Source organism: Dyella jiangningensis (assembly GCF_003264855.1).
GTDB classification, from domain to species: domain Bacteria; phylum Pseudomonadota; class Gammaproteobacteria; order Xanthomonadales; family Rhodanobacteraceae; genus Dyella; species Dyella jiangningensis_C.
Map to the genome: position 1 here is coordinate 81,883 of NZ_NFZS01000007.1, position 23,873 is coordinate 105,755.

The following is a 23,873-nucleotide window of genomic DNA, read 5'->3' on the forward strand; positions in this document are numbered from 1 at the left end:
GCGGTGGGGGACGAGCACGCATGTTAGGCACCGCGGGCAAATACTGATAGCGTTATTTGGTCAAAGTTTGTCGAGAACCGGCCATGGGTCATGTCTCCGAGAAGGACGAAGACCAGTTCCACGCGTTGATCGAACGCACCGACGGTCCTTCGCTGATCGCCTACTGGACCGAAGGCGAAGTCTCCAGCGAGTACGACGAAGGCACCCGCGAGTACGGATGGCACACCCATGCGCGCGGGCAGCTCTACTGCGTCGAAAGCGGCCTGGTACATGTGCGCACCGCAAAGGGCTCCTGGCTGCTGCCTCCCCACCGCGCCGGCTGGATGCCACCGGGCGTCGAGCACACCGTGACCCTCAGCGGCCGCATGAGTGGCTGGGGCGTGTTCGTGACCCCGCCCGAATGCGGCTGCCTGCCCGCCGAACCGTGCGTCATCGGGGTCACCGAACTCATGCGCGCGCTGGTGCGCCGCGCCAGTTCGTGGGTGTGGGCGACCGAACTGGACGAAAGCCAGGAACGCATCACCGCCGTATTGATGGAAGAAATCTGCCGCGCGCAACGCGAACCGCTGCACCTGCCGATGCCGCTCGATCGCCGCGCGTTGCGCATCGCGGTCGCCTTGATCGAACGCCCCGAGGACAACCGCAGCCTGGAGGAATGGGCCACCTGGGCAGGCCTTTCGCCACGCAGCCTGAGCCGCCTTTTCCGCAGCGAAACGGCGCTGAGCTTCGCGCAATGGCGGCAGTTGGCGAGATTGTCGCGAGGCTTGGAACGGTTGGCCGATGGCGAGGCGGTCTCCGCGGTAGCGGATGCGCTGGGCTATGCCAGCGTCAGCGCGTTCGTGGCGATGTTCCGCAGGAGCTTCGGGCAGCCGCCGGCGCGGTATTTTGCGGCGCAGGCGGCGGTGTAGCCCTCACTTCTGCGCTGCGCTCTTTTTTGGGGGAGCAGCGCCCTTGTGGGCATGCACTTTTGTGGGAGCGCACTCTGTGCGCGACGGCTCATTGATTTCCTAGGTAGTGCAAGCGTTAGCTCCCTCTCCCTGCGGGAGAGGGCTGGGGAGAGGGTGCGGTTTTCGCGTGATTTGTCATTCGAGGAATGGTTCGACCTTTGCCTTCGGTTGCTGTGCTGCCGCAAGCCTGCCGCTTACGACGCAAAGCTAGTCCCTGTGGGACGACGCGAAGCTAGTCCCTGTGGGAAGCTCGAGCCACTTTTCTTTTGCTGGCCCACGCACGCGCCTTTTGCGTGCGAACGGCGAAGCCGGCCCGCACGCGGGGAGGCGCCATGGATGGCGCCGGCTTTGAGGAGCGAGGAAGGGCGGAGGGCGCTAGCCCGGAGTCAAAGTCCCACGGGATTAGCTTCGCGTCAAAAGTAACCCAAAGAAAATGGCCTTGAGAGCCAAGGCTCATAGCAGTGCGGGGGATAGAAGCGTCGGTCGACCGAGGCCAGTCCTGCTGCGCTCGTTACTACCTCGAACGGTGCCGCTACGCCGCAACGCGCCGCAGCGAAGAGGGCTTAAAGCAGCTTCGTCGGTCGGCGAGGAATGCCGAGCGCCTTCTCCCTCTCCCCTCCGGGGAGAGGGCTGGGGTGAGGGGCAGTTGCTCGCGAAGGCACTTCCTACGACCTAACCTCTGTAGGAGCGCACCCAGTGCGCGATCGCAGCGTGACGGCATACCTCATCTCGACATCCGCAGACCGAGGCAACCCTGCCAGTGCGCGGTCGCGCACTGGGTGCGCTCCTACAAATAGCGAACCGCGGCTTTTAGCTCCGCGATGCGATGTGCCGCGCAGCGGCACGAGCCTTCATCCAATCCCCTGTGTGGCGGTGAGGGGTGGACGAATAGGCCCCGCAGGGGTGCCCGACAAGGATGTCGGGCACTTTTCGTCCGGGCAGGAGCCCGGTCGAAAAGCCCGGCCGCCCCTCACAAACTGGCTGGGCGCAGCCCGGCCAGCGCCACACCGGGGTGCTCTTTCTTTTGGTTACTTTTGACGCGAAGCTAATCCCGTGGGACTTTGACTCAGGGCATCCTCCCTTCGCCCTTCCTCGCTCCTCAAAGCCGGCGCCATCCATGGCGCCTCCCCGCGTGCGGGCCGGCTTCGCCGTTCGCACGCGCTCCTGCGCGTGCGTGAGCACGCAAAGAAAAGTAACCCGGGCCGCGGCAGCGGTCCGGAAGCCCGCCGCCCCACAGGGACTCCCTTCGGTCGCAGGCGAGCCCGGTTGCCGTATAGCGACAACCGAAGACCGAGGCTCTGGGCCCCGGCCTGCGCCGGGGCGACGATCATGTAGACCGACGCGAAAGGCGATCGCGCACTGGGTGCGCTCCTACAAAAAAAAGAAGGGCGGGGCATCCAGCCCCGCCCTCCCGTACGCCCACCCTCCGCGACGCAGAGGACAACCAGCCGGCAATTACTGCTTCACCGGCTTCACATACGTATTGAACAACTCATCGATACGACGGTACTCGTCATGCCACGAATCCGGATGCACGAAGCCGTGGCGCTCCATCGGATACAGCGACATCCAGAAGTTGTTCTTGTGCAGCTCGATGAAGCGCTGATACATGCGCACGGTGTCGCTGGCCACCACGTTGTCGTCGATCAGGCCGTGCTGCATCAGCAGCGGATCCTGCAGCTTGTCGGCATACATGATCGGCGAGCTGGCCGCGTAGGCCTCGGGATCGAGCTGGGGATCGTTGAGGATGTTGGAGGTGTATTCGTGGTTGTAGCTGGTCCAGTCGGTGACCGGACGCAGCGCGGAACCCGCCGCGAATTCGCCCGGTGCACGCAGCAGGGCCATCAGCGTCATGAAGCCGCCGTAGCTGCCGCCGTAGATGCCCACGCGCCTGGGATCGACGCCACGGTTCTTCACCAGCCACGCCTTGCCGTCGAGCAGGTCTTCCAGTTCCGGATGACCCATCTGGCGATAGATCGCCGTGCGCCAGTCGCGGCCATAGCCTTCGGAGGCGCGGTAGTCTATGTCCAGCACCACGTAGCCCTGCTGCACCAGCAGGTTGTGGAACATCTGTTCGCGGAAGTAGTTGGAGTACGACAGCGTGACGTTCTGCAGATAGCCCGCACCGTGCACGAAGATCACCGCCGGACGCGAGGCAGTCGTGCCGGCATCGCTCGGGCCGTAGTACTTCGCCCAGATGGTTCCCGCGCCATGCGAGGACGCCACCGGCACGATCTGCGGCTGCAGCCATTGATGCGCGGTGAACTCCGGCTTCATGGTGTTGGTGAGTTCGCGCGGCGTGCCGCCGGCGGCGTCCTGCACGGCGAGCTGCGCCAGCACGTAGGGCGAGGAATGCAGCACGGCGAGCTTGCGGCCATCCGGCGACAGCGCGAAGTCGTCCATGCCCTGGTACTGCGTCACGCGGGCGAGCTCGCCGCCGGCTGCCGGTACGCGGTAGACGTCGTAGCTGTACGGCGCCACCTGGTTGGTGCGCACGTAGAACCACTGGCCGTCTTCGCTGAGCACCGGATGGCTCACTTCGAACTTGCCGCTGGTGAGCGCCTTCGCCTTGCCGGCGAGCGACTTGGTGTAGAGCTGCGAGTAGCCGGTCTCTTCGCTGAGATACCACAGCGTGCGGCCGTCCTTGAGCCAGCCGAAATCGTTGAAGTTCCAGTTGATCCACGCGTGGTCGGTGAGACGGTGCTGCGGCACCAGCGCGTGCTTGTCGAAGTCGACGCTGGCGATCCAGCGATCCTTGTTGTCGATGGCGCGCAGCTGGATGGCGACGTTCTGGCCGTCGTCGCTCCATGCGATGCCGCCGCCACCGCCGTCATCGGCGTTGGAAACGATGCGCACCGCGCGCAGGTCCGGCGCCTTCAGCGCCTTGGCTTCGTCGTCCTTGCCGTCCTTCTGCAGCGCGGCGATGGTCTTGGCGCGGATGTCCTTGAGCGGATCGTCCTTGATGCCTGGCAGGCCGTCGGTCTTCAGCGGATAGAACGTCGCGGCCTTCAGGTCCACCAGCACCAGCGACTGCGGCGCGGGATCGTCGCGACCCACGTAGCTGCGCGTTTCCTGCTGCTCGGCATAGCCCGATTCGGTGACGTAGTGGGTGATCTCGGGACGCTTGCCGCCCTTGGAGCCCTTGGGCTTGGTGACCACCAGCATCCAGCGACCGTCGGGCGACAGTTCGGTGTCGGCCGGTTCGCCGCTTTCGCCCAGATAGATCGGCTTGGGTGCGCGACCGGCATCGGCGGCGATCAGTTCGTCGTCGCGCGTGCGCTGGGCGTCCTTGTCCGCCTTGTTCTCGCGCAGCGACTTGAACAGGGCAAGCTGGTCACGCTCCAGGTCATTGTGCTTCTTGGCCTGCGGGTCGTCGGCGAAGCGCAGCGTCGCGGCGGGCGCCGTCGCGCCGCTGGCGAGGTTGTAGACGAACCAATTGATGCCCATGCGGAACTGCAGCGAACGGCCGTCGCTGGAGAAGCGCGGCGAGGATTCCGACTCCGGCGTCTGCGTCACCTGCACGCGCCGGCCGGTGGCGAGGTCCTGCATGAAGACATCGCCGTGGAAGATGTACGCGGCATGGCGATGCGAACGGTCGAACACCGCCGGACCTTCCGCTTGCGCCATCGCGGCCGGGTCGAGCTTCACGCTCTGGCCGGTGGCCGGGTCGACGCGGTACAGGTCGCGCACCTTGCTGCCATCGCGCTTGAGCGAGTAATACAGACTGTGCCCGTCCACGCTCCAGTAGGGCGATTCCACCGCGGCGCCGATCCAATCCGGATTGGCCATGATGGTTTCCAGGTCCAGCTGTCCGCCCGGCGCAGCTGGCGACATGGCGGCCGCGGGCAACGCGGCGAGGGCGGCAAGGCCGGCGAACAGCAGTTGGCGCATGGAAGGCTCCGCAGTCAAAAGGGCGGAGCATAGCGGCGTGGATGAGGCTGGCAAGCGCCGTTGGTATGGGTTCAAAGTAGCCGCCTAGGCAGCTAGTCTTGCTGGCTAGCCTGGCCGCCCGGCATTCGTCCCCATTCGCCGCGTGGCCCTCGCCAGAAACAGATCCTCTGTCGGCAGATGTGCGGGTAGTGCGTTGAATGAGTTTCGTGGCGTGCCGTTCGGCAGGCTCGTTGTGACCCCTTCCCCAGCAGAACCCCCACATGCCCCTTCCCACCGTCGAGATCGAAACTTCCGCCAACCCCACGCACAGCGTGATCTGGCTGCATGGCCTGGGCGCCGACGGCAACGACTTCGCGCCCATCGTGCCCGAGCTGGTCGCGCCCGCCTGGCCGGCGCTGCGCTTCGTGTTTCCCCATGCGCCGGTGCGCCCGGTCACGGTCAACGGCGGCATGCCGATGCGCGCGTGGTACGACATCGTCGGCGTGGACCTGGTGTCGCGCCAGGATGAAACCGGCATGCGCGCGTCGAACGCGAGCGTGGAAACGCTGATCGCCCGCGAGAACGAGCGCGGCGTGCCGACCGAGCGCATCCTGCTCGCCGGCTTCTCGCAGGGCGGTGCGATCGCGCTGTCGGCCGGCCTGCGCCACGCCGATCGCGTCGCCGGCATCATCGCGCTGTCCACCTACCTGCCCATGCAGGATTCCTTCGCGCTGGAGCGCTCGGCCGCCAACGCCGCGACACCGATCTTCTGGGGCCACGGCACCGGCGATCCGATCGTGCCGCTCACGCGCGGCGTGAACTCGCGCGACCTGCTGCAGTCGCTGGGCTACCAGGTCTCGTGGCACACCTACCCGATGCCGCATTCGGTCTGCGCCGAGGAAGTGGCCGACCTGCGCCACTGGATCACCGCCCGCCTGGCGGGCTGAGCGGCATCGCAGAAGCGTCCGCACCCATTGCGGCATACTCCGCCGCATGAGGGAGTCCAACGACGATCCGCAATCGCCCGGCCACCAGGGACACCACGCGCTGCCCGATTTCTGCAGCGCGCCGGTGATCTTCGCGCTGCTGGTGGTGGGCGCGATCACCGTCACCGTGATGTGGCTGGCGCCGAACAACAGCCATGGCTGGCGTGGCTACAGCGTCGGCATGCTGTTCGCCCAATGGCTGGCGCTGGTGATCGGCGTGGCGCTATGCAAGCTGAAACCACTGCTGCAACGGCTTCCCGGGCACGCGCCTTATGCGGGCGTGTGGCTGGCGATGGTCGCGATCGTCGCCTGCGGCAGCGCCGCCGTGCACTGGATGGACGGCGCGATGCAGATGCAGCTGCTCACCGACACCACCGGCGATTTCGTGCAGAACAACACCGCCATCACCGCGCTGCTCGGCGCGGCGATGCTGCGCTATTTCTACCTGCAGGCGCAGTGGCAGACGCGCCTGGCCGCGGTGACGCAGGCACAGGTCGCGGCGCTGCAGGCACGCATTCGTCCGCATTTCCTGTTCAACAGCATGAATACCGTGGCGGCCCTCGTACGCGTCGATCCGGCGGCGGCGGAACGCACGGTGGAAGACCTGTCCGAACTGTTCCGCGCGGCACTGGGCGAACACAGCACGCGCGACGGCACGCTGGGCGAGGAGCTGGGGCTGGTCGAGCGCTATCTCGACATCGAGCAGTTGCGCCTGGGCGAGCGCCTGCGCGTGCGCCGCGAGCTGCTTGACCTGCCCGCGGACTACCCGCTGCCACGCCTGCTGCTGCAACCGCTGGTGGAAAACGCCGTGCGCCACGGCATCCAGCCGCTGCGCGAAGGCGGCGAGATCATCCTGCGCGGCCACCGCGAAGGCGAGGGCATCCTGATCGAAATCGACAACCCGCTCGCGGGCACGCCGACGCCCGGCGGGCACGGCCATGGCCTGGACAACGTGCGCCAACGCGTCGCCTATCGTTATGGCGCGCGGGCGCGCGTGCAGGCTGGGCCCGTCGATGGCCGCTTCGTGGTGCGGCTGCAACTTCCCGGACAAGCTTCCCATGCGCGTACTGATCGTTGACGACGAACCGCTGGCCCGCGCGCGGCTGGCCTCGCTGCTCGCCGAATGCAGCGACGTCGAGGTGGTCGGCAGCGTCGGCGATGGCGACGCGGCGATGGCAGCGCTCGGCGACCTGCAGCCCGACGTGCTGCTGCTGGACATCAACATGCCCGGCCTCACCGGCACCGCGCTCGCGCAGCGCCTGGCCGGACGCAAGCGTCCGCTGGTGGTGTTCTGCACGGCCTACGAGAACCATGCGCTGCACGCGTTCGATCTCGGCGCGGTCGACTACCTGCTCAAGCCGGTGCGCCTCGAACGATTGAACGAAGCCCTGCAGCGCGCGGGCCAGCGGCTGCAGCAGATGCCACGCGAGACGGTCAGCTACCTGCATGGACGGCTGCGCGGCGAGCAGGTGCGCGTGGCGCTGAACGACGTGGTCAGCCTCGTGGCCGAAGAAAAATACGTGGTGGTGCAGCATCGCGGTGGCCAGCTGCTGCTGGAGGAATCGCTGCGGCAGCTGGAGGAGGCTTATCCGCAACAGCTGATCCGCCTGCATCGCAACTGCCTGGTGCCATCGCAGCGGCTGGTGGGCCTGAAGACGCTTGCCGATGGCCGCGTGCTGGCCCGCCTGAGCGGCACGGAATTCACGCCCGAGGTGAGCCGCCGCAACCTGCCCACGCTGCGCAAGCTGCTGCGCATGGGTTGAGGCGACGAGTCGTCCGGCACCGCAGCTCGGCGGATGCCTTCCGCATGGCCCGGCCTGCGACGACACGCGTCGCGTCCACTACCTGCGCCTTGACGGCAATTACGCGACAATGCCGGTCCCCGACGACGCATCGCGCCGCCTCCACCGAGAGCCCCATGACGCCATCCATCCTGCGCATCGCCACCCGCAAGAGCGCGCTAGCGCTATGGCAGGCCGAGCACGTTGCCGCCGAGCTGCGCGCGATCCATCCCGGCCTGGTGGTCGAACTGGCGCCGATGACCACGCGGGGCGACGAGATCCTGGACAAACCGCTCGCCACCATCGGCGGCAAGGGCCTGTTCCTCAAGGAGCTGGAAGTGGCGATGCTGGAAGGCCGCGCGGACCTCGCCGTGCACTCGCTCAAGGACGTGCCGGCCGAACTGGAACCGGGCTTCGCCCTGCCCGCTATCCTGCCGCGTGCGGACGCGGCCGATGCCTTCGTGAGCAATGATTACGCCGACCTCGCCGCGCTGCCACTGGGCGCGCGCGTGGGCACCTCCTCACTGCGCCGCCAGGCGCAGCTGCGCGCGGCACGGCCGGACCTGACCCTGCTCGACCTGCGCGGCAACGTGGGCACGCGCCTGTCCAAGCTGGACGCGGGCCACTACGACGCCATCCTGCTCGCCTGCGCGGGGCTGGAGCGATTGAGCTTGTCTTCCCGCATCCGCAGCCGCCTCAGCGCACCGGACTGGCTGCCGGCGCCGGGACAGGCGGCCATCGCCATCGAAGCGCGCAGCGACCAGCCGGCCGTGCTCGAACTGCTGTCGGCGCTGGACGATGCGCAGACGCGCCTGGCCGTCACCGCCGAGCGCTCGATGAACCATGCCCTGGGCGGCAGTTGCACGGTACCGGTCGGCGCCTGGTGCACCGTCACCGAACGTGGCCTGCACCTGCGCGGCATGGTGGGCGACGTGAGCAGCGGACGACTGCTGCTGGCCGAAGCGCAAGCCGAAGGCGATCAGGCCGAAGCACTGGGCAAGCGCGTGGCGGAGGCCTTGTTCGAACAGGGCGCCGGCGCACTGCTCAACGCCTAGAAAAGTTCTCTGTAGGAGCGCACCCAGTGCGCGAAAAGCCTACGGAGCGGTGAACCCGAGGCGCCGCGGTCGCGCACTGGGTGTGCTCCTACAAGTGGAGCGTCTCTGTGGCTTACTGGCCGCTGGATGATCAGGCCGGCGCCGTGTGCGAACACGACGCCAGCACACCACTCGGGTGTGCCAGTCGTCTGTGGGAGCGCACCCTGTGCGCGACAAACCCACGAAGCGAGAAGCAAACGGCTCGCGCGACAACCCAGCGCTGCGATCACGCCACCGCGCTGCGGTCGCGCACAAGGTGCGCTCCCACAGGGCGGATCGGCACGGTGCGATTTAGAAGTTGTAGACCAGGTTCGTGGTCAGCAGCGTATCGGTGTTCTCGGTGCCCGGCTGCACGTCGCTGTTGTAGCGCACCTGGTAGCCGAGCTTGAGCGCCATCTTGCGCGTCATGCTCACCGACAGGCCGATGTCGTTCTGGTAGTACTTGTTCTTCGAACCCGCTTCGAGCAGCAGCGTGTCTTCGAGCGCGGTGTTGTCGGTGAGGCGGTACTTGTAGTTGACCAGTCCGCGGCCGACCACTTCGCTCTGCGAATCCTGCTTCACCTTCACGTTTTCACCGTTCACCGTCTCCTCGGTATCGGCGGGGCGATAGCGCTTGTAACCGGGGCCGGCTTCGAACGACAGCTCGGTGCGGTCGGTCTTCAGCGCGATGTAGCCGTAGCCCACCGAGATGATGCCCTGCCACAGGTTGGCGCCGAAATCGTCGTGCTCATAACGCGCGGCAGTCACGATGTAGCTGCGCGGATCGAGCTTGTAGCCCACCGATGCGCCGGCGTCGTAGCGGTTGGCGGTGGTGGTGAGGCGGTCCACGGTGTTGCCGTTGGCGTCCTGCACTTCCACCTCGCCCTTCGAGCGCAGGCCGTTGAGGAAGAAGTTGTTCTTCCACAGGTCGTTTTCCTGGCTGAGGCCAAGCTTGGCATTGGCGTTCTCGGAGCGGGAATTGCCGTGGGCGGAGGCGAAACCGAATTCGCCCGAGCCCGTCCAGCCGCCGTTGTCGGCGGGGTTGGTGGCCGGCGCATCGTCGGCCTGCGCGCCAAAACTGACCAGCGCTGCGAGCAAGGCGCCCGCCATCAGGGTGTTCTTCATGGTATTCGTTCCATTTTCGTTAAAACAAAGCAGGCCGCCACCTTAGCGGAGCGGATTGAACTGCCAGTGAATCGGGCGCCTCTCGCGGGGCGGAAACGGCGCCACAGAGCCAGTCAGCGGCTATCGGGGAGGGCCGCCAGGGCCCCATCATACAAACTCAGCTCGGTCGCCATACCGACCATGCAACTCATGGCCGCCACGAGGGTGATCGGCATGAGCCCCCGGCCGAACGTGGCCAGCACCAGGCCCAGGCAGGGAACGGCGTAGGCCAGCAGGGCGGCCAGGTACCGCCGCGGCTGCAATTCGAAACGCGTACGCGGCCCGGGCATTCGCGGCAGCACGGCCTGCCAGCGCAGGTTCTCGATCAGCCCCCGCAGCAGGGCGAGCAGCAGCAGGCCGATGATCCACGCCATCGGATGACGGTTCACGTCCGCGCCTTGCTGCCCTGCGACGCAGGCCCACAGCCACAGGCCGCCGCCATACGTGGCCGACACCACGCGGCTCAGCGGCAATTGCGTGGCGAGCCGTTCGTCGAGCCCCGGCGCGTGGCGCCGCGCATCGCCGCGCGCGGTGATGATGATGCTCGCCAGGCTGCACAGGGCCAGCGCCACGCCGGCCAGGCGCGTCGCCCAGAAGGCGTTGTCGCCGCGCACCAGGCCGGCCACGGCCATCACCGGCAGCAGCGTCGCCAGTGCGATCAGCGCATCGCTGGTGGGCCAGCTGCCGCGGCTGATGGTCCAGCCGTGCCAGCTGGGCATCCAGGGCGAATGCAGGCCGGCGGCGACCAGGCCCGTCGCGGCCAGCAGTCCGCCCACGCCCAGCGCCACCAGCGCATCGCCGCGTCCGTCGGGAAACATGCCGACCGCCAGCGCGAGGCCGATCAACAGCCACAGGCCGAAGCCATCATGGCCGGACACCACCAGCAACGTGCTGCCCAGCCGACGAGGTCGGACGAGTGGCGAGCCTTCGCGTGAGTCGAAGACGGCGTGCTGGCTGATCGCGCGGCGCTGCTTCATGAGTTTTGTGTCTTTTGTGCGTGAAGGGCGGATCATGGATGCATCACCACGGCGTGATGCCATCCCCTTCCGCCGTTCGATGTACTTGCGGCAGTCGCCAACGGTGCGCATGCTACGCGGAGACTGCCGGCGAAAATCATTTCATGGATCGTTACGAGCGCATTCTCACCCTGCACCGATTGCTCAAATCGGCGCACTACCCGGTGCCGCTGCCGCGCCTGATGGACGAGCTGGAATGCTCGCGGGCCACGCTGTATCGCGACGTGGCGTTCCTGCGCGACGCGCTCGGCGCGCCCATCGAAAGCGCGGGTGGCGAACATGCCGCGTTCCGCTATGCCGTGGGCGAAGGCGAGCGCTTCGAACTGCCGGGCCTGTGGCTGACCTCCGACGAACTGGCCGCGCTGCTCGCATTGAACGAGCTGATCGGCCGCAGTGGTCCTGGTGTACTTGCGGGTGCGCTCGCGCCATTCAAGGCGCGCATCGAACACCTGCTGTCCGACCAGGGCAGCGGCAAGGCGCTGCCGATCGAGCGCATCCGCGTCATCGCGTGGGGCGAGCGCAAGCTCGACCAGCAGGTGTTCCGCATCGTCGCCGGCGCCGTGCTCGAGCGTAAGCAACTGCGTTTCCGCTATCGTGCGCGCACCACCAATGCCGACAGCCACCGCCACGTCTCGCCGCAGCGCCTGACCCACTATCGCGACAACTGGTACCTGGACGTGTGGGACCACGACCGCGAAGCCTTGCGCAGCTTCGCCGTGGATCGCATCGCCGATCCGCAGGCACTGGAAGAACCCGCACGCGACGTGGCCGAGCAGGAGCTCAACGACGCGCTGGCTTCGAGCTACGGCATCTTCGCCGGCAAGCCGAAGGCGTGGGCCACCATCCGCTTCTCGCAGCATGCCGCGCGTTGGGTCGCCGACGAGCACTGGCACTCGCAGCAGAAGGGCGAATGGCTGTCCGACGGACGCTACGAACTGCAGGTGCCGTATTCCAATTCCAAGGAACTGCTGATGGACGTGCTCAAGTACGGTCCGGATGCGGAAGTGGTGGCACCGCTCTCGCTGCGCGAGGAAATGAAGATCCAGTTGCAGCTGGCGCTGACCGGTTACCAGCAGGCGCCACGCTGAATCCACGCCACGGCGGCGAGGCGCGCAGTCGCCCGCAGGCAGGCCACGACGATGTCCCATGCTCCCGTGCGCTTCGCGGCGCGCGCGAACACTTGCCATCGCGCCACGGCCGCGTGAGGCTAGCGGCATCGACCGCCGCCACGCCGCGCGTTTCATGAAGCCCACCGACATCGCCGAATCCTCAGCTCTTCCGCCCGACAACGCTGCCATCCGAAAACCGACCGTCGCGCTGGCACTTGGTTCCGGTGGCGCGAAAGGCTTGGCGCATATCGGCGCGATCGAGGAGATCGTGGCGCAGGGCTACGACATCGTCGCCATCGCCGGCACCTCGATGGGTGCGCTGATCGGCGGCATCTACGCGATGGGCAAGCTGGACGTCTATCGCGACTGGGTGTCGGCGCTGGCCAAGATGGACGTGCTCAAGCTGGTCGACTGGACCTTCTCCGGCGGCGGCCTGATCAAGGGCGAGCGCATCATCGAGACACTGCGCGAGCTGATCGGCGATGCGCGCATCGAAGAATTGCCGCTCGCCTTCACCGCCGTGGCCACCGACCTCGACCGCGAGCGCGAAGTGTGGCTCACGCGCGGCCCGTTGTTCGATGCGATCCGCGCTTCCATCGCCATTCCCACGGTATTCCGCCCGCATACGCTGTCGGAGCGTCGCCTGGTCGATGGCGGCCTGCTCAATCCGGTGCCGGTGACACCCTTGATCCGCGAGACGGCCGATTACCTGTTTGCCGTCAGCGTCGACGGTCCGCCCGATGTCGTCTCGCCGGAGGAGATGCCGGCGACGCCCAGCGAGGCCGCGGAAAGCTATCGATCACGCATCAGCGATTTCATCGGCAAACTGATGCCGACCAGCGACAGGCCACGCGAGCCTGGCATGCTGGAACTGCTCACGCAGTCGATGGACCTGATGCAGGCCAATCTTTCGCGGCTGCGCCTGGCCGCCTACGAGCCGGACCTGCTGATCCGCCTGCCGCGCAACGTCGCGAACGTCTACGAGTTCTACCGCGCCCGCGAACTGATCGAGCAGGGTCGGCGGCAAGCGCGCACGGCGCTGGAGGCCTGGCAACCGAATCGCCGCATCAATGGGGCCCGTGTGCCTTGAGCCAGGCGTCGAGGTAGCTCTTCAGCGCGACCGCATTGTTGTGGTCTTCGTCGCGGGCGCCGTACAGCAGCGTGATGCGCCGCCGCGAGGCCTTGCTGGCCAGCGGCTGCCAGTATTCCGCGGCATGGTCCAGCTCTGAGGCGTAGCGATGGCGGAAGCCTTCCCAACGCGCCGGATCGTGCCCGAACCATTTGCGCAATGAGGGAGAGGGCGCCAGTTCCTTGCTCCACGCATCCAGCGCGGCGTCTTCCTTCTTGAGCCCTCGTGGCCACAGCCGATCGACCAGCACACGATAACCGTCGCTCTTGGCGGCGGGCTCATAGACGCGCTTGACGGCAATACTCATGGGCGGACGGTCTCCCAAAGGGAAGATCTTCAGCATACGCCCATGAAAAATGCGCCGATACTCGGCGGCTGCAGCAGGCGGGAGCGTTCGCCGGCAAGGCGCGCCCCGCGCGACGGACCGGCAGCGAGCGGCGCCGCGTTCTTGATCGCGCACTACGCGCGCTCCCGCAAAGGAGCGCGGGTCCATCGCATCAGATCTCTTCGACCTGGGTGACCTTGCCACGGCGCATCAGCCACGCCACGCCACGCAGATCGGCGATGCCGACCCACAGGCGATCGAGCATGCCGTACTTGGACGTGCCCGCCGTGCGCGGACGATGGCCGACCGGCACGCTGGTGCTCTGGAAACCCGCGCGCTTCACGAGAGCTGGCAGATAGCGATGCATGTGGTCGAAGTAGGGCAGGCGCAGGAACACCTCGCGATCGAACAGCTTCAGGCCGCACCCGGTATCGGGCGTGGAATCCTTGAGCATGCGCGAACGCACCGCGTTGGCGATCTTCGACGAAATGCGCTTGTTGAAGCTGTCGCGGCGCGTGGTACGCCAGCCGGCGAACAGGCGCACGTTGGCCTGTGCCTTGTCGCGCTCGGCGAGCAGCTTGGGGATGTCGGCCGGATCGTTCTGGCCGTCGCCGTCCAGCGTGGCGATCCACGGCGAACGCGCCGCACGCACCCCATTCCACACGGCCGTGCTCTGACCGCTGCGGGTGAGGTGGCGCACGATGCGCAGCTCGGGATACTTCGCCTTCTCGGCTGCCAGCACCGCCACGCTGTCGTCGCTGGAATCGTCATCCACGTACACGATCTCGAAATCGGCCTTGCCGCGCAGGGCAGCAGCGATCTCGGCGAGCAGCGGCGGGATGTTGTCGCGCTCGTTGAACACCGGCACGACGACGGACAGCTGGGGCATGGGGAAGGCCTTGTCTGAAATTTGGGGGCGCTGGGCGCCAGGGCGCCATTCTAGTGGGTGGAAGGCTTGGCGTCAGGGGGCGGGGTTTTGGGCATTGGGAGTGAGCCCTGGCGATGTCCTCCGTTGTAGGGGCGCACCCTATGCGCGAGGCCTTTCGCCTCGGTCTTCATCGCTCGTCGTTCCGGCGCAGGCCGGAACCCAGTTTCGTCAGTCTCCGGTTTTGCGATATCGCGAGCTTGCCGCTTACGACGCAAAGCTAGTCCCCGTGGGACGCAGCGGGCGTTTCGATCGTCTGCCGACGACGCGCAGCTAGTCCCTGTGGGACGCTTGAGTCACTTTTCTTTTGCTGACCCACGCACGCGGTCTTTGCGTGCGAACGGCGAAGCCGGCCCGCACGCGGGGAGGCGCCATGGATGGCGCCGGCTCTGAGGAGCGAGGAAGGGCGGAGGGCGTCAGCCCGGAGTCAAAGTCCCACGGGATTAGCTTCGCGTCAAAAGTAACCCAAAGAAAATGGCCTTGAGAGCCAAGGCTCTTAGCAGGGCGTGGGATACAAACGCCGGATGACTGGCGCAAGCCGAATGACGGAAGTTCTACCTCGCGCGGCGCCGCCACCCCGCAACGCGCCATAGCCAAGAGGGCTTAAGGCCACTTCGTTCTTCGCCTCATTCCTCCACTTCTCCCTCTCCGCTGTGGGGAGAGGGCCGAAGTGAGGGGCGGGTGCTCGCGGCAAGATCACCTATCGCCCCTTTTGTAGGAGCGCACCCAGTGCGCCCCCACAACGACGAGCAATGCGATGTGCCGCGCAGCGGCACGAGCCGTCACCGGGGCCCCTGTGGGGCGGTGAGGGGTGCTCTTTCTTTTGGTTATTTTTCTTTTGAGCACGCAAAGAAAAGTGACCGGGCCGCGGCAGCGGCTCGGAAGCCCGCCGCAGGCGAGCCAGCTCGCGTGAGGCGACAACCGAAGACCGAGGCTCTGGATCCCGGCCTACGCCGGGATGACGAGCAAGATGAAGACCGGGGCAAAAGGCCATCGCGCACTGGGTGCGCTCCTACAGGGATCGGGCCATATGCGGGAAGGCGGCTTCCTCACACCCACTTCAAAAGAAAAACCTCAGCGCCACCCATCCCTCAGCGGATCTTCCCCAGAATCCCATCCAGCTCGTCATTGCTGTGATAGTGGATCACCAGCTTGCCCTTGCCGCCGCGGCCGTGGGCCACTTCGACGCGGGTGGCGAAGCGTTCGGCCAGTTCGCGCTCGAGCGCGTCGATGTTGGGATCGCGGGCAGGTGCAGTCTTGGCCTTGCCCTTGGGCTCGGTCTGCGCGCGGCGTGCGGCTTCTTCGAGTTCGCGCACGCTCCAGCCATGGCGCGAGGCTTCGAGGGCGAGGCCTTCGGCCATGCCTTCGGGCAGCGTGATCAGGCAGCGGGCGTGGCCCATTTCCAGCTTGCCTTCATCGAGCAGGCGCTTGATCGAAACCGGCAGTTCGGTCAGGCGAAGCAGGTTGGAAACCGAAGCGCGCGAACGGCCGACCGCGTCGGCGGCCTGTTGATGCGTGAGATCGAAGTCGTCGATCAGGCGCTTGAGCGCGTCGGCTTCTTCCAGCGGGGTAAGGTCCTGGCGCTGGATGTTCTCGATCAGCGCCATCGCCGGCACGGCCACTTCCGGCACGTCCTTCACCAGCACCGGCAGCTCATGCAGCTGCGCGCGCTGGGCGGCGCGCCAGCGGCGTTCGCCGGCGATCAGTTCGTACTGGTTCTTGCCGATCGCACGCACGACGACCGGCTGGATCAGGCCCTGCGCGCGAATCGAAGCGGCCAGTTCGTCCAGCGCTTCATCGTTCCAATGACGGCGCGGCTGGTACTTGCCGGGCTGGATCTGCTGGATCGGCAGCGTGCGCAGCTCGCCTTCCTGTTCCAGCACGGAGGGCTTGCCGGGTTCTTCGGTGGCACCCAGCAGGACGTCGAGCCCGCGCCCCAGGCCCCGTTTTTTCGCAGCGGACATGCTTACTCCTGATGGATGTCGACGACGTCGTCGAGCGTCGCGTCTGAGTCATCGTGCAGCATCGGCGTCACCACCTCGCTCGCGTCAGCCGCGGCGTTGAGCCCGCGCTCGCGACGGATCATCTCGCCGGCAAGGCCGATGTAGGCGATGGCCCCGCGCGAGCTGCGGTCGTACAGGTGGATCGGCTGGCCGTGGCTGGGCGCCTCGGCAAGACGCACGTTGCGCGGGATGATCGAGCGCAGCACCTTGTCGCCGAAATGCTGGGTGAGCTGCGCCGACACTTCGTTGCCGAGGTTGTTGCGCACGTCGTACATGGTGCGCAACAGGCCGTCGATTTCCAGCGAGGGGTTCAGCCGCTGGCGCACGGCCTTCACCGTGTCGAGCAGGCTGGAAAGGCCTTCCAGCGCGAAGTATTCGCACTGCACCGGAATCAGCAGGCCGTTCGCCGCCGCCAGCGCGTTGAGCGTCAGCAGGTGCAGCGAGGGCGGGCAGTCGATGAGGATGGTGTCGTAGCGGTCGGCGATCTTCTCGAGCTGCTCCTTGAGCCGGCTCTCGCGCGCGATCGCGTCCATCAGCTTCAACTCGGCGGCGGTGAGGTCGCCATTGCCGGGAAGCAGGTCGTAATTCGCCTCGGTGCGAACGATGGCCTGGTCGATCGATGCTTCATCCAGCAGCACTTCGCAGCCGTTGGGCTTGGCTTCGTGCTTGTCCACGCCGGACGCCATCGTCGCGTTGCCCTGCGGGTCGAGATCGACCAGCAGCACCTTGCGCTTGGCGGCAGCCAGCGCAGCGGCGAGATTGACGGCGGTGGTGGTCTTGCCCACGCCGCCCTTCTGGTTGGCGACAGCGATGATCCGAGCCATGTGTCGTCGTTACCGTGGACGATGGAAAAGGGGGCTAGATTAGCAGCCTGTTCGGCCAAGCACGACGAGATGCCGCTCGCCGCCGACATCGGGCACGTGGAGTTCGTGGATGGCGCGAACCTCGTAACCATCCGGCACGCCAGCCAGTTCGTCCTCGGGATGCTTGCCCTTCATGGCCAGCCAGATGCCGCTCTTGGTCAAAAGATGACCACCCCAGGCCAGCATGTCGGCGAGGCTGGCGAAGGCGCGCGCGGTGACGCAGTCGAACTGGCCTTCCACCTCTTCCACGCGGGACTGCACGGCGCGCACGTTCTCCAGTTTCAGCGAACGGATCGCCTCGCGCAGGAAGCGGACCTTCTTGCCGTTGGAATCGACCAGCAGCACCTCGCGCTCGGGCGTGGCGATGGCGATGGGAATACCGGGCAGGCCGGGGCCGGTGCCAAGGTCCGCCAGCGTGGCGCCCTGCACGTAAGGCAGGATGGCCAATGAATCGACCAGATGCCGGCTCACCATCTCGCCCGGATCGCGGATCGCGGTGAGATTGTAGGTGGCGTTCCAGCGCGCCAACAGCGCCTGATAGTCGAGCAGACGCTCCACCGCGCCGGCCGGCAGCTGCAGGCCCAGCGCGGCGATGCCGCGTTCCAGCCGGGTTTGCAGGTCGTGTCGGGTGGTCATGCTGGCGCACCTTGGAGAAACGGGGTCGCAAGTATCCGGGCGCGCCGCCCCTGACGCCAGCGCGGGCAAAGAAAAACCCGCCGAAGCGGGTTCTGAAGGGTCTCCCCTGGGCGGGTCGCTCTTGGGCTGCCTCGCCGTTGGCCTGCCGGCTTGCTGTCCGGTCAGGCGAATTCCAGTTCCACGCGGGTCACCATCATGCCGCGCTCGCGCAGGGCGCTATTCATCACCTGCTTGAGACGCGAACCCAGGTCACGGCGATCGGCGCTGAACGCCTCGGGCTCGTCGCGCAGGGCAGCCAGCGCGCCGCCACGGATCAGCTGGTCGGCCTGCTCGATCACCGAATCGGCCCGCTCGGGCTCCAGCACCTGCCAGTAGACCGTACCGCGCACGTCATGCGCGTTGGGCAGCGGCTCCTGGAAACGCAGCACCTGGCCACTGAGGTTGATGTGGTGCTCCACGTGGTCGACCAGCGGCAACGTCATGTGCACGCCGGGCTGAAGCAGTCGAAAAGGCTTGCCGCGCCGATAAAGACTGTGCACCTGGTCGGCCGGCACACGCTTGATCGCGGTGGCGAACATCGCGATCAAGGCCAGGACAACGAGAGTAATGAGTGCATTCATGGCAGTAGCAAAAACAACGAGTTATATGTTGATCTTCCGCAAAAACTGTAGATTGATACTACAGCCAATTGCGTCCCCTTGGATTAATCTCAATTTAACGACAACCTAAGGCCTTATAACAACAGCACTTTTGGTCTATGTGCCTGATTTTGTGAACCAAGTGGCAGGCGGGAAGGGTATGCATCGACCGGGCCAAGTGGCGTTTTTTTCGCCAACTTCGGCCTACGAAAGGTTAACGGCCAGGCAAAAGACCGCTTGAGTGTTAAGCCGGGGCGCAAAGAAAAGCCGCCCCGGCGGACCGGGGCGGCTTCAAGCCACCCGTCGATCGAAGCGGCCTCAGCGGGCCACTACGGGCGGATCAGAACTTGCCCGCGCGGAAGTCCGCGATCGCCTGGTGGATCTCCTCGGGCGTATTCATCACGAACGGCCCATAGCGGGTGACGGCCTCGTTGAGCGGATGACCGGCCACCAGCAGCACGCGCGTCGCGGTGTCGCGACCCGCGATGTGCAGCTCGCCGCTGCGCGAGAGCACGGCCAGTTCGCTGCGGGCCAGCGGCTCGCCGGCCACGTCCGCGTCCTTGCCGTCGAACACATAGGCGAAGCCTGCGTGGCCTTCCGGCAGCGGAATGGTGACCGACGCGCCCGGCTGCAACGCGATGTCGAGGTAGATCGGCTGCGTGACGATTTCCGCCACCGGGCCGGTCACGCCGTCGAACTCGCCGGCGATCACCTTCACTTCGATGCCTTCGGACGGACGCGCGACCGGAATGCGCTCCGGACCGATGTCCTGGTAGCGCGGCGCGATCATCTTGTCCTTCGCCGGCAGGTTCACCCACAGCTGGAAGCCCCACATCAGGCCGTCTTCCTGCTCTGGCATTTCCGAATGCAGGATGCCGCGGCCCGCGGTCATCCACTGCACGCTGCCGGGCACGAGGTCGCCGCTGTTGCCGTGGTTGTCGTGGTGCTTCATGTGACCCGCGAGCATGTAGGTCACGGTCTCGAAGCCGCGATGCGGGTGCTCGGGAAAACCGGCGATGTAATCGCCCGCCTGGTCGGAACGGAACTCGTCCAGCAACAGGAACGGATCGAGCATGTCCAGGCCTGGCTGGCCGATCACGCGCTTGAGCTTCACGCCCGCACCATCGGACGTGTCGATGCCGCGGATGCGGCGAACAATGCTGCGTTCGGTCATGGCTGGTCTCCAAAGGTTTGGACTGCCCACCATGATGATGCTGCGTACGCGCGCACCCAAGACCTGAAACGGGAACGGATTGTTCGCGGCAACGACGGAAACAATCAGCGTGCAGCGGTCGCTTCGCGCAATTGGTAGACCCAGTCCAGCTCCGGCGCCGCGAAACCCATGCTGGTCAGCGCCGCGCTGAGCTGGCCACGATGATGGGTGCCATGGTTGAACACGTGGCCCAGCGTGGGTGCGAATGGCACCTCGACCGGGATGCCCTGGTTGCGCGTGTACGCCAACGCGCCGTCGAAGCGTGCCGGCGCGAGCGTATCGATCCAGCGACCCCAGCGATCGACGGCGGCGAGCAGGGCTTCGCACAATTCGCCGCGATCGGCATGCAGTTCGGTATCGAGCGGCAACTGCAGCGAACGCTGCTCCGCGAAGCGTCCGTACCAGATGTGCTCAGCCACCAGCAGGTGGTTGAGCGTGCCGTGCACCGATCGGAAGAACAGGCCGGCATCGCGGCGCCACTGCTCGTCGCTCAGGCCGGCCAGGTGAGCGTCGAGCAGGCGCCGTGTGGCCCACGCGTGGTAGTCGGCCAGGCGACGGAAGTAGGTCTTCAGGTCCACGCGACGACCACCGGCGTGCGGCGCCTCAGTGCACCCAGTGGCCGCTGCGCTGGCGCGGCGGCGGCGTGTGCGGTTCCTGCTCGGCGGTGCGCACGGCGGCCTCGACTTCCGCCTCGGTGACGGGATGGGCCTGCCAGTACCGGTTCACCGAACCCAGCACGGTCGGCACCTGCGACAGGCATTCGTCGTATTCCTCGTCGCTGAGCTTTTCGAACTCGGCGTCGGCGTTGAGGATGCCTTCGTCCACGGCCAGCGCCATCACGGGGCCAAGCATGTCCATCAATTGCGGGTCGTCGGCCAGGCGCTTTTCCCACAGGCCCGCGCGCAGGTCGATGCCGCGGCTGAAGCCTTCGCACCAGCCGGCGGCGGACAGCACGGGACCGGTTTCGGTCTCCACTTCGCCGAGGATGGGTTCGTACGCATCGACGTCGAGTTCGGCGTTGATGGAATCGTTGAGCTTGGCCAGCAAGGCGAGCACGCGATTGCCTTCGCTCTCGTCCGCGAACGGCTCGTGCAGCACTTCAGGCAGCCACTCTTCGGGCAGCACCTGCAGCGGACCTACCGCCAGCGCCGACAGCAACCCGTGCACGCCGTCGAGCAGCAGGTCGCCTTCGCCGACATGGGCGCGCAGGTATTGGTCCAGTTCCTCAAGCTCGTTGTCGTCCAGCGAACTAGGCCACTCGGTCTTGGGTGTGTTCATCAGCTACCCGTGTGTTTCCTGCTAGATATCCAGATCAACCGTTACCGGCGTGTGATCGGAGGGTCGCTCCCAGGTCCGCGGCGTGCGATCGATCGTGGCGGCCTTCGCGGCGGATTTCAGGGCGTCTGCGATCAGGATCAGGTCGATGCGCAAACCCATGTTGCGCCGGAACGCCGCCTGACGATAGTCCCACCAGCTGAAGTGTTCACCCGCCGGTTCGAACAGCCGGAAACTGTCGTGCAAGCCCAGGTCGGTGATGCGCTTGAGCGCGTCGCGTTCGGGTGGCGAGCACAGGATGTCTTCGCCCCACGTCGCCGGGTCGTATACGTCGCGGTCGTCAGGCGCGATGTTGAAATCGCCCAGCACGACCAGCTTCGGATGACGTTCCAGTTCGCCCGCGAGGAACTCGCGCATCTTGGCCAGCCAATCGAGCTTGTAGGCATATTTTTCATCGCCCACTGCCTTGCCGTTGACCACGTACAGGTCCACCACGCGCACGCCGCCGATGGTGGCGGCGAGGATGCGCCGCTGCGGATCCTGCAGCTGCGGGATGTCGGTGACGACATCTTCGAAGCCGCCGTCGATGCCGGCGCGGGCGAGCAGCGCCACGCCGTTGTAGGTCTTCTGGCCGGAGAACACCGCGCGGTAACCCGCAGCGGCCAGTTCATCGACCGGAAACTTCGCGTCTTCCAGCTTGGTTTCCTGCAGGGCCACCACGTCGGGCTGCGCTTCGGCCAGCCACTGGGTGAGGTGCGGCAGGCGCACCTTCAGCGAGTTCACGTTCCACGAGGCGATTTTCATCCGCGCATTGTAAGCGATGCTCGCGCCTGCTCCGCCTTCCCTGGCGGAGGGCGGCGGCGATCACGCCAGGCCGTGGCTCCTGAGCAGCGCCTCGGGCTCCGGTGCGCGGCCGCGGAAGGCGACGAAGCTTTCCATGGCGGGGCGGCTGGCGCCGACGGAGAGGATCTCGCGGCGGAAGCGGTCACCGGTGGCGCGATCAATCACGCCGTGCTCCTCGAACTCGCCGAAGGCGTCGGCGCTCAGCAGCTCGGCCCACAGGTAGCTGTAGTAGCCGGCCGCGTAGCCGCCCGCGAAGATGTGCGAGAACGCATGCGGAAAGCGCTGCCATGCCGGGGGATGCAGCACGGCCACGTCGTGGCGTACTTCCTCCAGCACTTCCATCGCGCGCGCGCCCTTGGCCGGGTCGTATTCCAGGTGCAGCAGGAAATCGAACATGGCGAATTCCAGCTGTCGCACCAGGAACAGGCCGGCATGGAAATGCCGCGCCGCCAGCATGCGCTGGAACAGTTCGTCGGGCAGGGGCTCGCCGGTTTCGTAGTGGCGCGCGAACAGGTCCAGCGCCTCGCGGTTCCAGCCGAAGTTCTCCATGAACTGGCTGGGCAGTTCCACCGCGTCCCATTCCACGCCGTCGATGCCGCCGATGGACGGCAGCGCGATCTCGGTGAGCAGGTGGTGCAGGCCGTGGCCGAATTCGTGGAACAGCGTGAGCACGTCGTCGTGCGTGAGCAGCGCCGGCTTGCCCTCGGTCGGCGGCGCGAAGTTGCAGGTGAGGAAGGCCACCGGCAACTGTTCTTCGTCGCCATCGCGGAAGCGGGCGCGGCATACGTCCATCCATGCGCCGCCGCGCTTGCCGTTGCGCGCATAGAGATCCACGTAGGCGCCGGCGAACACGCGACCGTCGGCATCGCGCACGTCGTAGTAGCGGACATCCGGATGCCAGGTGTCGACGTCCTCGCGCACGCTCAGCGACATGCCATAGAGGCGCTGGGTAAGGCCGAACAGGCCGTCGATCACCGCCGGCAGCGGGAAGTAGGGCTTGAGCTGTTCCTCGTCGAGGTCGTACTGCTGCTGGCGCAGCTTCTCCGAGGCGTAGCCCACATCCCAGGACTCGAGGTTGTCGAGTTTCAGTTCGGTGGTGGCGAACTCGCGCAGCTTGGTGAGTTCGGCGCGCGCCACCGGCTTGGCGCGTTCGGCGAGATCGTGCAGGAACTCCATCACCTGCGCGGGCGAGGCGGCCATCTTGGTGGCCAGCGATTCCTCCGCCGCGTTGGCGAAGCCGAGCAGTTGGGCCGCCTCGTAGCGCAAGGCCATGATGCGATCGATGCGCGCGCTGTTGTCGAACTTGCCGGCATGCGGGCCCTGATCGGAGGCACGCGTCTGATAGGCCCAGTACACGCGCTCGCGCAGGCCGCGGTTGTCGGCATAGGTGAGCACGGCCTGCACGCTGGGCTGCTTGAGCGTGACGAGGTAACCCTCGAGCTTCTGCTCCTTGGCGTACTGGCGCAGCACCGCGCGGCCGGATTCGGGAATGCCGGCGAGGTCGCGCTCATCGGTGATGTGCTCGTGCCACGCGTCGGTGGCGTCGAGCACGGCATTGGAAAATTCGGTGGAAAGCCGGCTCAGCTCCACGCCGATCTCGCGGAAGCGCGTGCGCGCCGGTTCCTCCAGCGCCACGCCGGACAGGCGGAAATCGCGCAGCGCATGTTCCACCAGCGCGCGCTCGGGGCGCGGCAGGCCGGCGAAATCCGGTGCATCGGCCAAGGCCTGCACGGCTTGATAGAGCGCGCGGTTCTGGCCGAGCTCGATCGAATGTTCGGTGAGTTTTTCTTCCGCGGGTCCGTAGACCTCGCGCAACGCCTCGCTGTCGGCCACCGAATGCAGGTGGCTCACCGGCGACCAGGCGCGGGCGAGCCGCTGCTCGAGGCGCTCTTGCGTGAGCATCACGCTGGCGAAGTCGTGCGGCGCGCCAGGAGCGGTCAACGCATCAATGCCTGCGCGGTAGTCGGCCAGGATGGTGTCGATCGCCGGCGTGACGTGCTCGGGACGGATCTGCGAAAACGCCGGCAACGTGTCGTCGGCCAGCAGCGGATTGTGTTGTTCCATGAATTCCTCCAGT

Annotated in this window: 21 protein-coding genes; 7 read left to right on the forward strand and 14 right to left on the reverse strand. The window is 66.4% G+C overall.

What is annotated here, in order from left to right; all coding sequences use genetic code 11:
- Positions 1-83 precede the first annotated feature (83 nt).
- Positions 84-908 (forward strand): AraC family transcriptional regulator, encoded by an 825-nt coding sequence (locus tag CA260_RS20560; protein WP_111984941.1) that lies wholly within the window; start codon positions 84-86, stop codon positions 906-908.
- A 1,494-nt stretch (positions 909-2,402) separates the two neighbouring features.
- Here the strand turns inward: CA260_RS20560 and CA260_RS20565 are convergent.
- Positions 2,403-4,838, reverse strand: coding sequence for a S9 family peptidase (locus tag CA260_RS20565; RefSeq protein ID WP_111984942.1), 2,436 nt, complete (start codon positions 4,836-4,838; stop codon positions 2,403-2,405).
- Positions 4,839-5,098: 260 nt separating this feature from the next.
- Between CA260_RS20565 and CA260_RS20570 the strand changes: the two genes are divergently transcribed.
- From CA260_RS20570 to hemC, 4 genes are all read left to right on the forward strand, one after another.
- Positions 5,099-5,764: an alpha/beta hydrolase gene (locus tag CA260_RS20570; RefSeq protein ID WP_111984943.1), complete on the forward strand. Its 666-nt coding sequence runs from the start codon at positions 5,099-5,101 to the stop codon at positions 5,762-5,764.
- 46 nt (positions 5,765-5,810) lie between these two features.
- Positions 5,811-6,881, forward strand: a complete 1,071-nt coding sequence (locus tag CA260_RS20575; RefSeq protein WP_111984944.1) for a sensor histidine kinase — start codon at positions 5,811-5,813, stop codon at positions 6,879-6,881.
- Positions 6,862-7,566, forward strand: a complete 705-nt coding sequence (locus tag CA260_RS20580; RefSeq protein ID WP_111984945.1) for a LytR/AlgR family response regulator transcription factor — start codon at positions 6,862-6,864, stop codon at positions 7,564-7,566. The genes CA260_RS20575 and CA260_RS20580 overlap by 20 nt, the downstream gene beginning before the upstream one ends.
- Before the next feature lie 155 nt (positions 7,567-7,721).
- Complete coding sequence (hemC, locus tag CA260_RS20585; RefSeq protein ID WP_111984946.1) at positions 7,722-8,639, forward strand: hydroxymethylbilane synthase; 918 nt, start codon at positions 7,722-7,724, stop codon at positions 8,637-8,639.
- A gap of 330 nt (positions 8,640-8,969) precedes the next feature.
- Here hemC and CA260_RS20590 read toward each other — a convergent pair whose 3' ends face one another.
- Positions 8,970-9,782: a DUF481 domain-containing protein gene (locus CA260_RS20590; protein WP_111984947.1), complete on the reverse strand. Its 813-nt coding sequence runs from the start codon at positions 9,780-9,782 to the stop codon at positions 8,970-8,972.
- Positions 9,783-9,895: 113 nt separating this feature from the next.
- Positions 9,896-10,798: a hypothetical protein gene (locus CA260_RS20595; protein ID WP_111984948.1), complete on the reverse strand. Its 903-nt coding sequence runs from the start codon at positions 10,796-10,798 to the stop codon at positions 9,896-9,898.
- A 143-nt stretch (positions 10,799-10,941) separates the two neighbouring features.
- Here CA260_RS20595 and CA260_RS20600 point away from each other — a divergent pair, with 143 nt between their 5' ends.
- A complete protein-coding gene (locus CA260_RS20600; RefSeq protein ID WP_038622647.1) occupies positions 10,942-11,925 on the forward strand; it encodes a helix-turn-helix transcriptional regulator in 984 nt (327 codons plus the stop codon).
- 154 nt (positions 11,926-12,079) lie between these two features.
- The gene (locus CA260_RS20605) at positions 12,080-13,036 is read left to right on the forward strand and encodes a patatin-like phospholipase family protein (protein WP_111984998.1); all 957 of its coding nucleotides are present in this window, start codon (positions 12,080-12,082) and stop codon (positions 13,034-13,036) included.
- Here the strand turns inward: CA260_RS20605 and CA260_RS20610 are convergent.
- The 11 genes from CA260_RS20610 to CA260_RS20660 all read right to left on the reverse strand — a co-directional run bounded on the left by CA260_RS20610 (position 13,014) and on the right by CA260_RS20660 (position 23,860).
- A complete protein-coding gene (locus CA260_RS20610; protein ID WP_111984949.1) occupies positions 13,014-13,382 on the reverse strand; it encodes a DUF488 domain-containing protein in 369 nt (122 codons plus the stop codon). The two genes, CA260_RS20605 and CA260_RS20610, sit on opposite strands and share 23 nt — an antisense overlap.
- Positions 13,383-13,572: 190 nt before the next feature.
- Positions 13,573-14,289 (reverse strand): glycosyltransferase, encoded by a 717-nt coding sequence (locus CA260_RS20615; protein ID WP_111984950.1) that lies wholly within the window; start codon positions 14,287-14,289, stop codon positions 13,573-13,575.
- A gap of 1,127 nt (positions 14,290-15,416) precedes the next feature.
- Positions 15,417-16,289, reverse strand: coding sequence for a ParB/RepB/Spo0J family partition protein (locus CA260_RS20620; RefSeq protein WP_172461942.1), 873 nt, complete (start codon positions 16,287-16,289; stop codon positions 15,417-15,419).
- 2 nt (positions 16,290-16,291) lie between these two features.
- Positions 16,292-17,152, reverse strand: coding sequence for a ParA family protein (locus CA260_RS20625; RefSeq protein ID WP_111984951.1), 861 nt, complete (start codon positions 17,150-17,152; stop codon positions 16,292-16,294).
- Positions 17,153-17,191: 39 nt separating this feature from the next.
- A complete protein-coding gene (gene rsmG / locus CA260_RS20630) occupies positions 17,192-17,827 on the reverse strand; it encodes a 16S rRNA (guanine(527)-N(7))-methyltransferase RsmG (protein WP_111984952.1) in 636 nt (211 codons plus the stop codon).
- Positions 17,828-17,988: 161 nt separating this feature from the next.
- The gene (locus tag CA260_RS20635; protein ID WP_111984953.1) at positions 17,989-18,447 is read right to left on the reverse strand and encodes an SPFH domain-containing protein; all 459 of its coding nucleotides are present in this window, start codon (positions 18,445-18,447) and stop codon (positions 17,989-17,991) included.
- A gap of 358 nt (positions 18,448-18,805) precedes the next feature.
- Complete coding sequence (locus CA260_RS20640) at positions 18,806-19,639, reverse strand: pirin family protein (RefSeq protein WP_111984954.1); 834 nt, start codon at positions 19,637-19,639, stop codon at positions 18,806-18,808.
- 104 nt (positions 19,640-19,743) lie between these two features.
- Complete coding sequence (locus CA260_RS20645; protein WP_111984955.1) at positions 19,744-20,256, reverse strand: DinB family protein; 513 nt, start codon at positions 20,254-20,256, stop codon at positions 19,744-19,746.
- Between the two features lie 25 nt (positions 20,257-20,281).
- Entirely contained in the window at positions 20,282-20,956 is a 675-nt protein-coding gene (locus CA260_RS20650) for a YecA family protein (protein WP_111984956.1), read from the reverse strand.
- Positions 20,957-20,977: 21 nt separating this feature from the next.
- Positions 20,978-21,757, reverse strand: a complete 780-nt coding sequence (gene xth, locus CA260_RS20655; protein WP_111984957.1) for an exodeoxyribonuclease III — start codon at positions 21,755-21,757, stop codon at positions 20,978-20,980.
- 60 nt (positions 21,758-21,817) lie between these two features.
- Positions 21,818-23,860 carry a M3 family metallopeptidase gene (locus CA260_RS20660; RefSeq protein ID WP_111984958.1) on the reverse strand — a complete coding sequence of 681 codons (2,043 nt, stop codon included), beginning with the start codon at positions 23,858-23,860 and terminating at the stop codon, positions 21,818-21,820.
- Positions 23,861-23,873 lie beyond the last annotated feature (13 nt).

What these genes read in the sequence shown, in the direction of transcription:
- CA260_RS20560 (WP_111984941.1), top strand. Translation starts at nt 84, where the DNA reads ATGGGTCATGTCTCCGAGAAGGACGAAGACCAGTTCCACGCGTTGATC.
- CA260_RS20565 (WP_111984942.1), bottom strand. Translation starts at nt 4,838, where the DNA reads ATGCGCCAACTGCTGTTCGCCGGCCTTGCCGCCCTCGCCGCGTTGCCC.
- CA260_RS20570 (WP_111984943.1), top strand. Translation starts at nt 5,099, where the DNA reads ATGCCCCTTCCCACCGTCGAGATCGAAACTTCCGCCAACCCCACGCAC.
- CA260_RS20575 (WP_111984944.1), top strand. Translation starts at nt 5,811, where the DNA reads ATGAGGGAGTCCAACGACGATCCGCAATCGCCCGGCCACCAGGGACAC.
- CA260_RS20580 (WP_111984945.1), top strand. Translation starts at nt 6,862, where the DNA reads ATGCGCGTACTGATCGTTGACGACGAACCGCTGGCCCGCGCGCGGCTG.
- hemC (WP_111984946.1), top strand. Translation starts at nt 7,722, where the DNA reads ATGACGCCATCCATCCTGCGCATCGCCACCCGCAAGAGCGCGCTAGCG.
- CA260_RS20590 (WP_111984947.1), bottom strand. Translation starts at nt 9,782, where the DNA reads ATGAAGAACACCCTGATGGCGGGCGCCTTGCTCGCAGCGCTGGTCAGT.
- CA260_RS20595 (WP_111984948.1), bottom strand. Translation starts at nt 10,798, where the DNA reads ATGAAGCAGCGCCGCGCGATCAGCCAGCACGCCGTCTTCGACTCACGC.
- CA260_RS20600 (WP_038622647.1), top strand. Translation starts at nt 10,942, where the DNA reads ATGGATCGTTACGAGCGCATTCTCACCCTGCACCGATTGCTCAAATCG.
- CA260_RS20605 (WP_111984998.1), top strand. Translation starts at nt 12,080, where the DNA reads ATGAAGCCCACCGACATCGCCGAATCCTCAGCTCTTCCGCCCGACAAC.
- CA260_RS20610 (WP_111984949.1), bottom strand. Translation starts at nt 13,382, where the DNA reads ATGAGTATTGCCGTCAAGCGCGTCTATGAGCCCGCCGCCAAGAGCGAC.
- CA260_RS20615 (WP_111984950.1), bottom strand. Translation starts at nt 14,289, where the DNA reads ATGCCCCAGCTGTCCGTCGTCGTGCCGGTGTTCAACGAGCGCGACAAC.
- CA260_RS20620 (WP_172461942.1), bottom strand. Translation starts at nt 16,289, where the DNA reads ATGTCCGCTGCGAAAAAACGGGGCCTGGGGCGCGGGCTCGACGTCCTG.
- CA260_RS20625 (WP_111984951.1), bottom strand. Translation starts at nt 17,152, where the DNA reads ATGGCTCGGATCATCGCTGTCGCCAACCAGAAGGGCGGCGTGGGCAAG.
- rsmG (WP_111984952.1), bottom strand. Translation starts at nt 17,827, where the DNA reads ATGACCACCCGACACGACCTGCAAACCCGGCTGGAACGCGGCATCGCC.
- CA260_RS20635 (WP_111984953.1), bottom strand. Translation starts at nt 18,447, where the DNA reads ATGAATGCACTCATTACTCTCGTTGTCCTGGCCTTGATCGCGATGTTC.
- CA260_RS20640 (WP_111984954.1), bottom strand. Translation starts at nt 19,639, where the DNA reads ATGACCGAACGCAGCATTGTTCGCCGCATCCGCGGCATCGACACGTCC.
- CA260_RS20650 (WP_111984956.1), bottom strand. Translation starts at nt 20,956, where the DNA reads ATGAACACACCCAAGACCGAGTGGCCTAGTTCGCTGGACGACAACGAG.
- xth (WP_111984957.1), bottom strand. Translation starts at nt 21,757, where the DNA reads ATGAAAATCGCCTCGTGGAACGTGAACTCGCTGAAGGTGCGCCTGCCG.
- CA260_RS20660 (WP_111984958.1), bottom strand. Translation starts at nt 23,860, where the DNA reads ATGGAACAACACAATCCGCTGCTGGCCGACGACACGTTGCCGGCGTTT.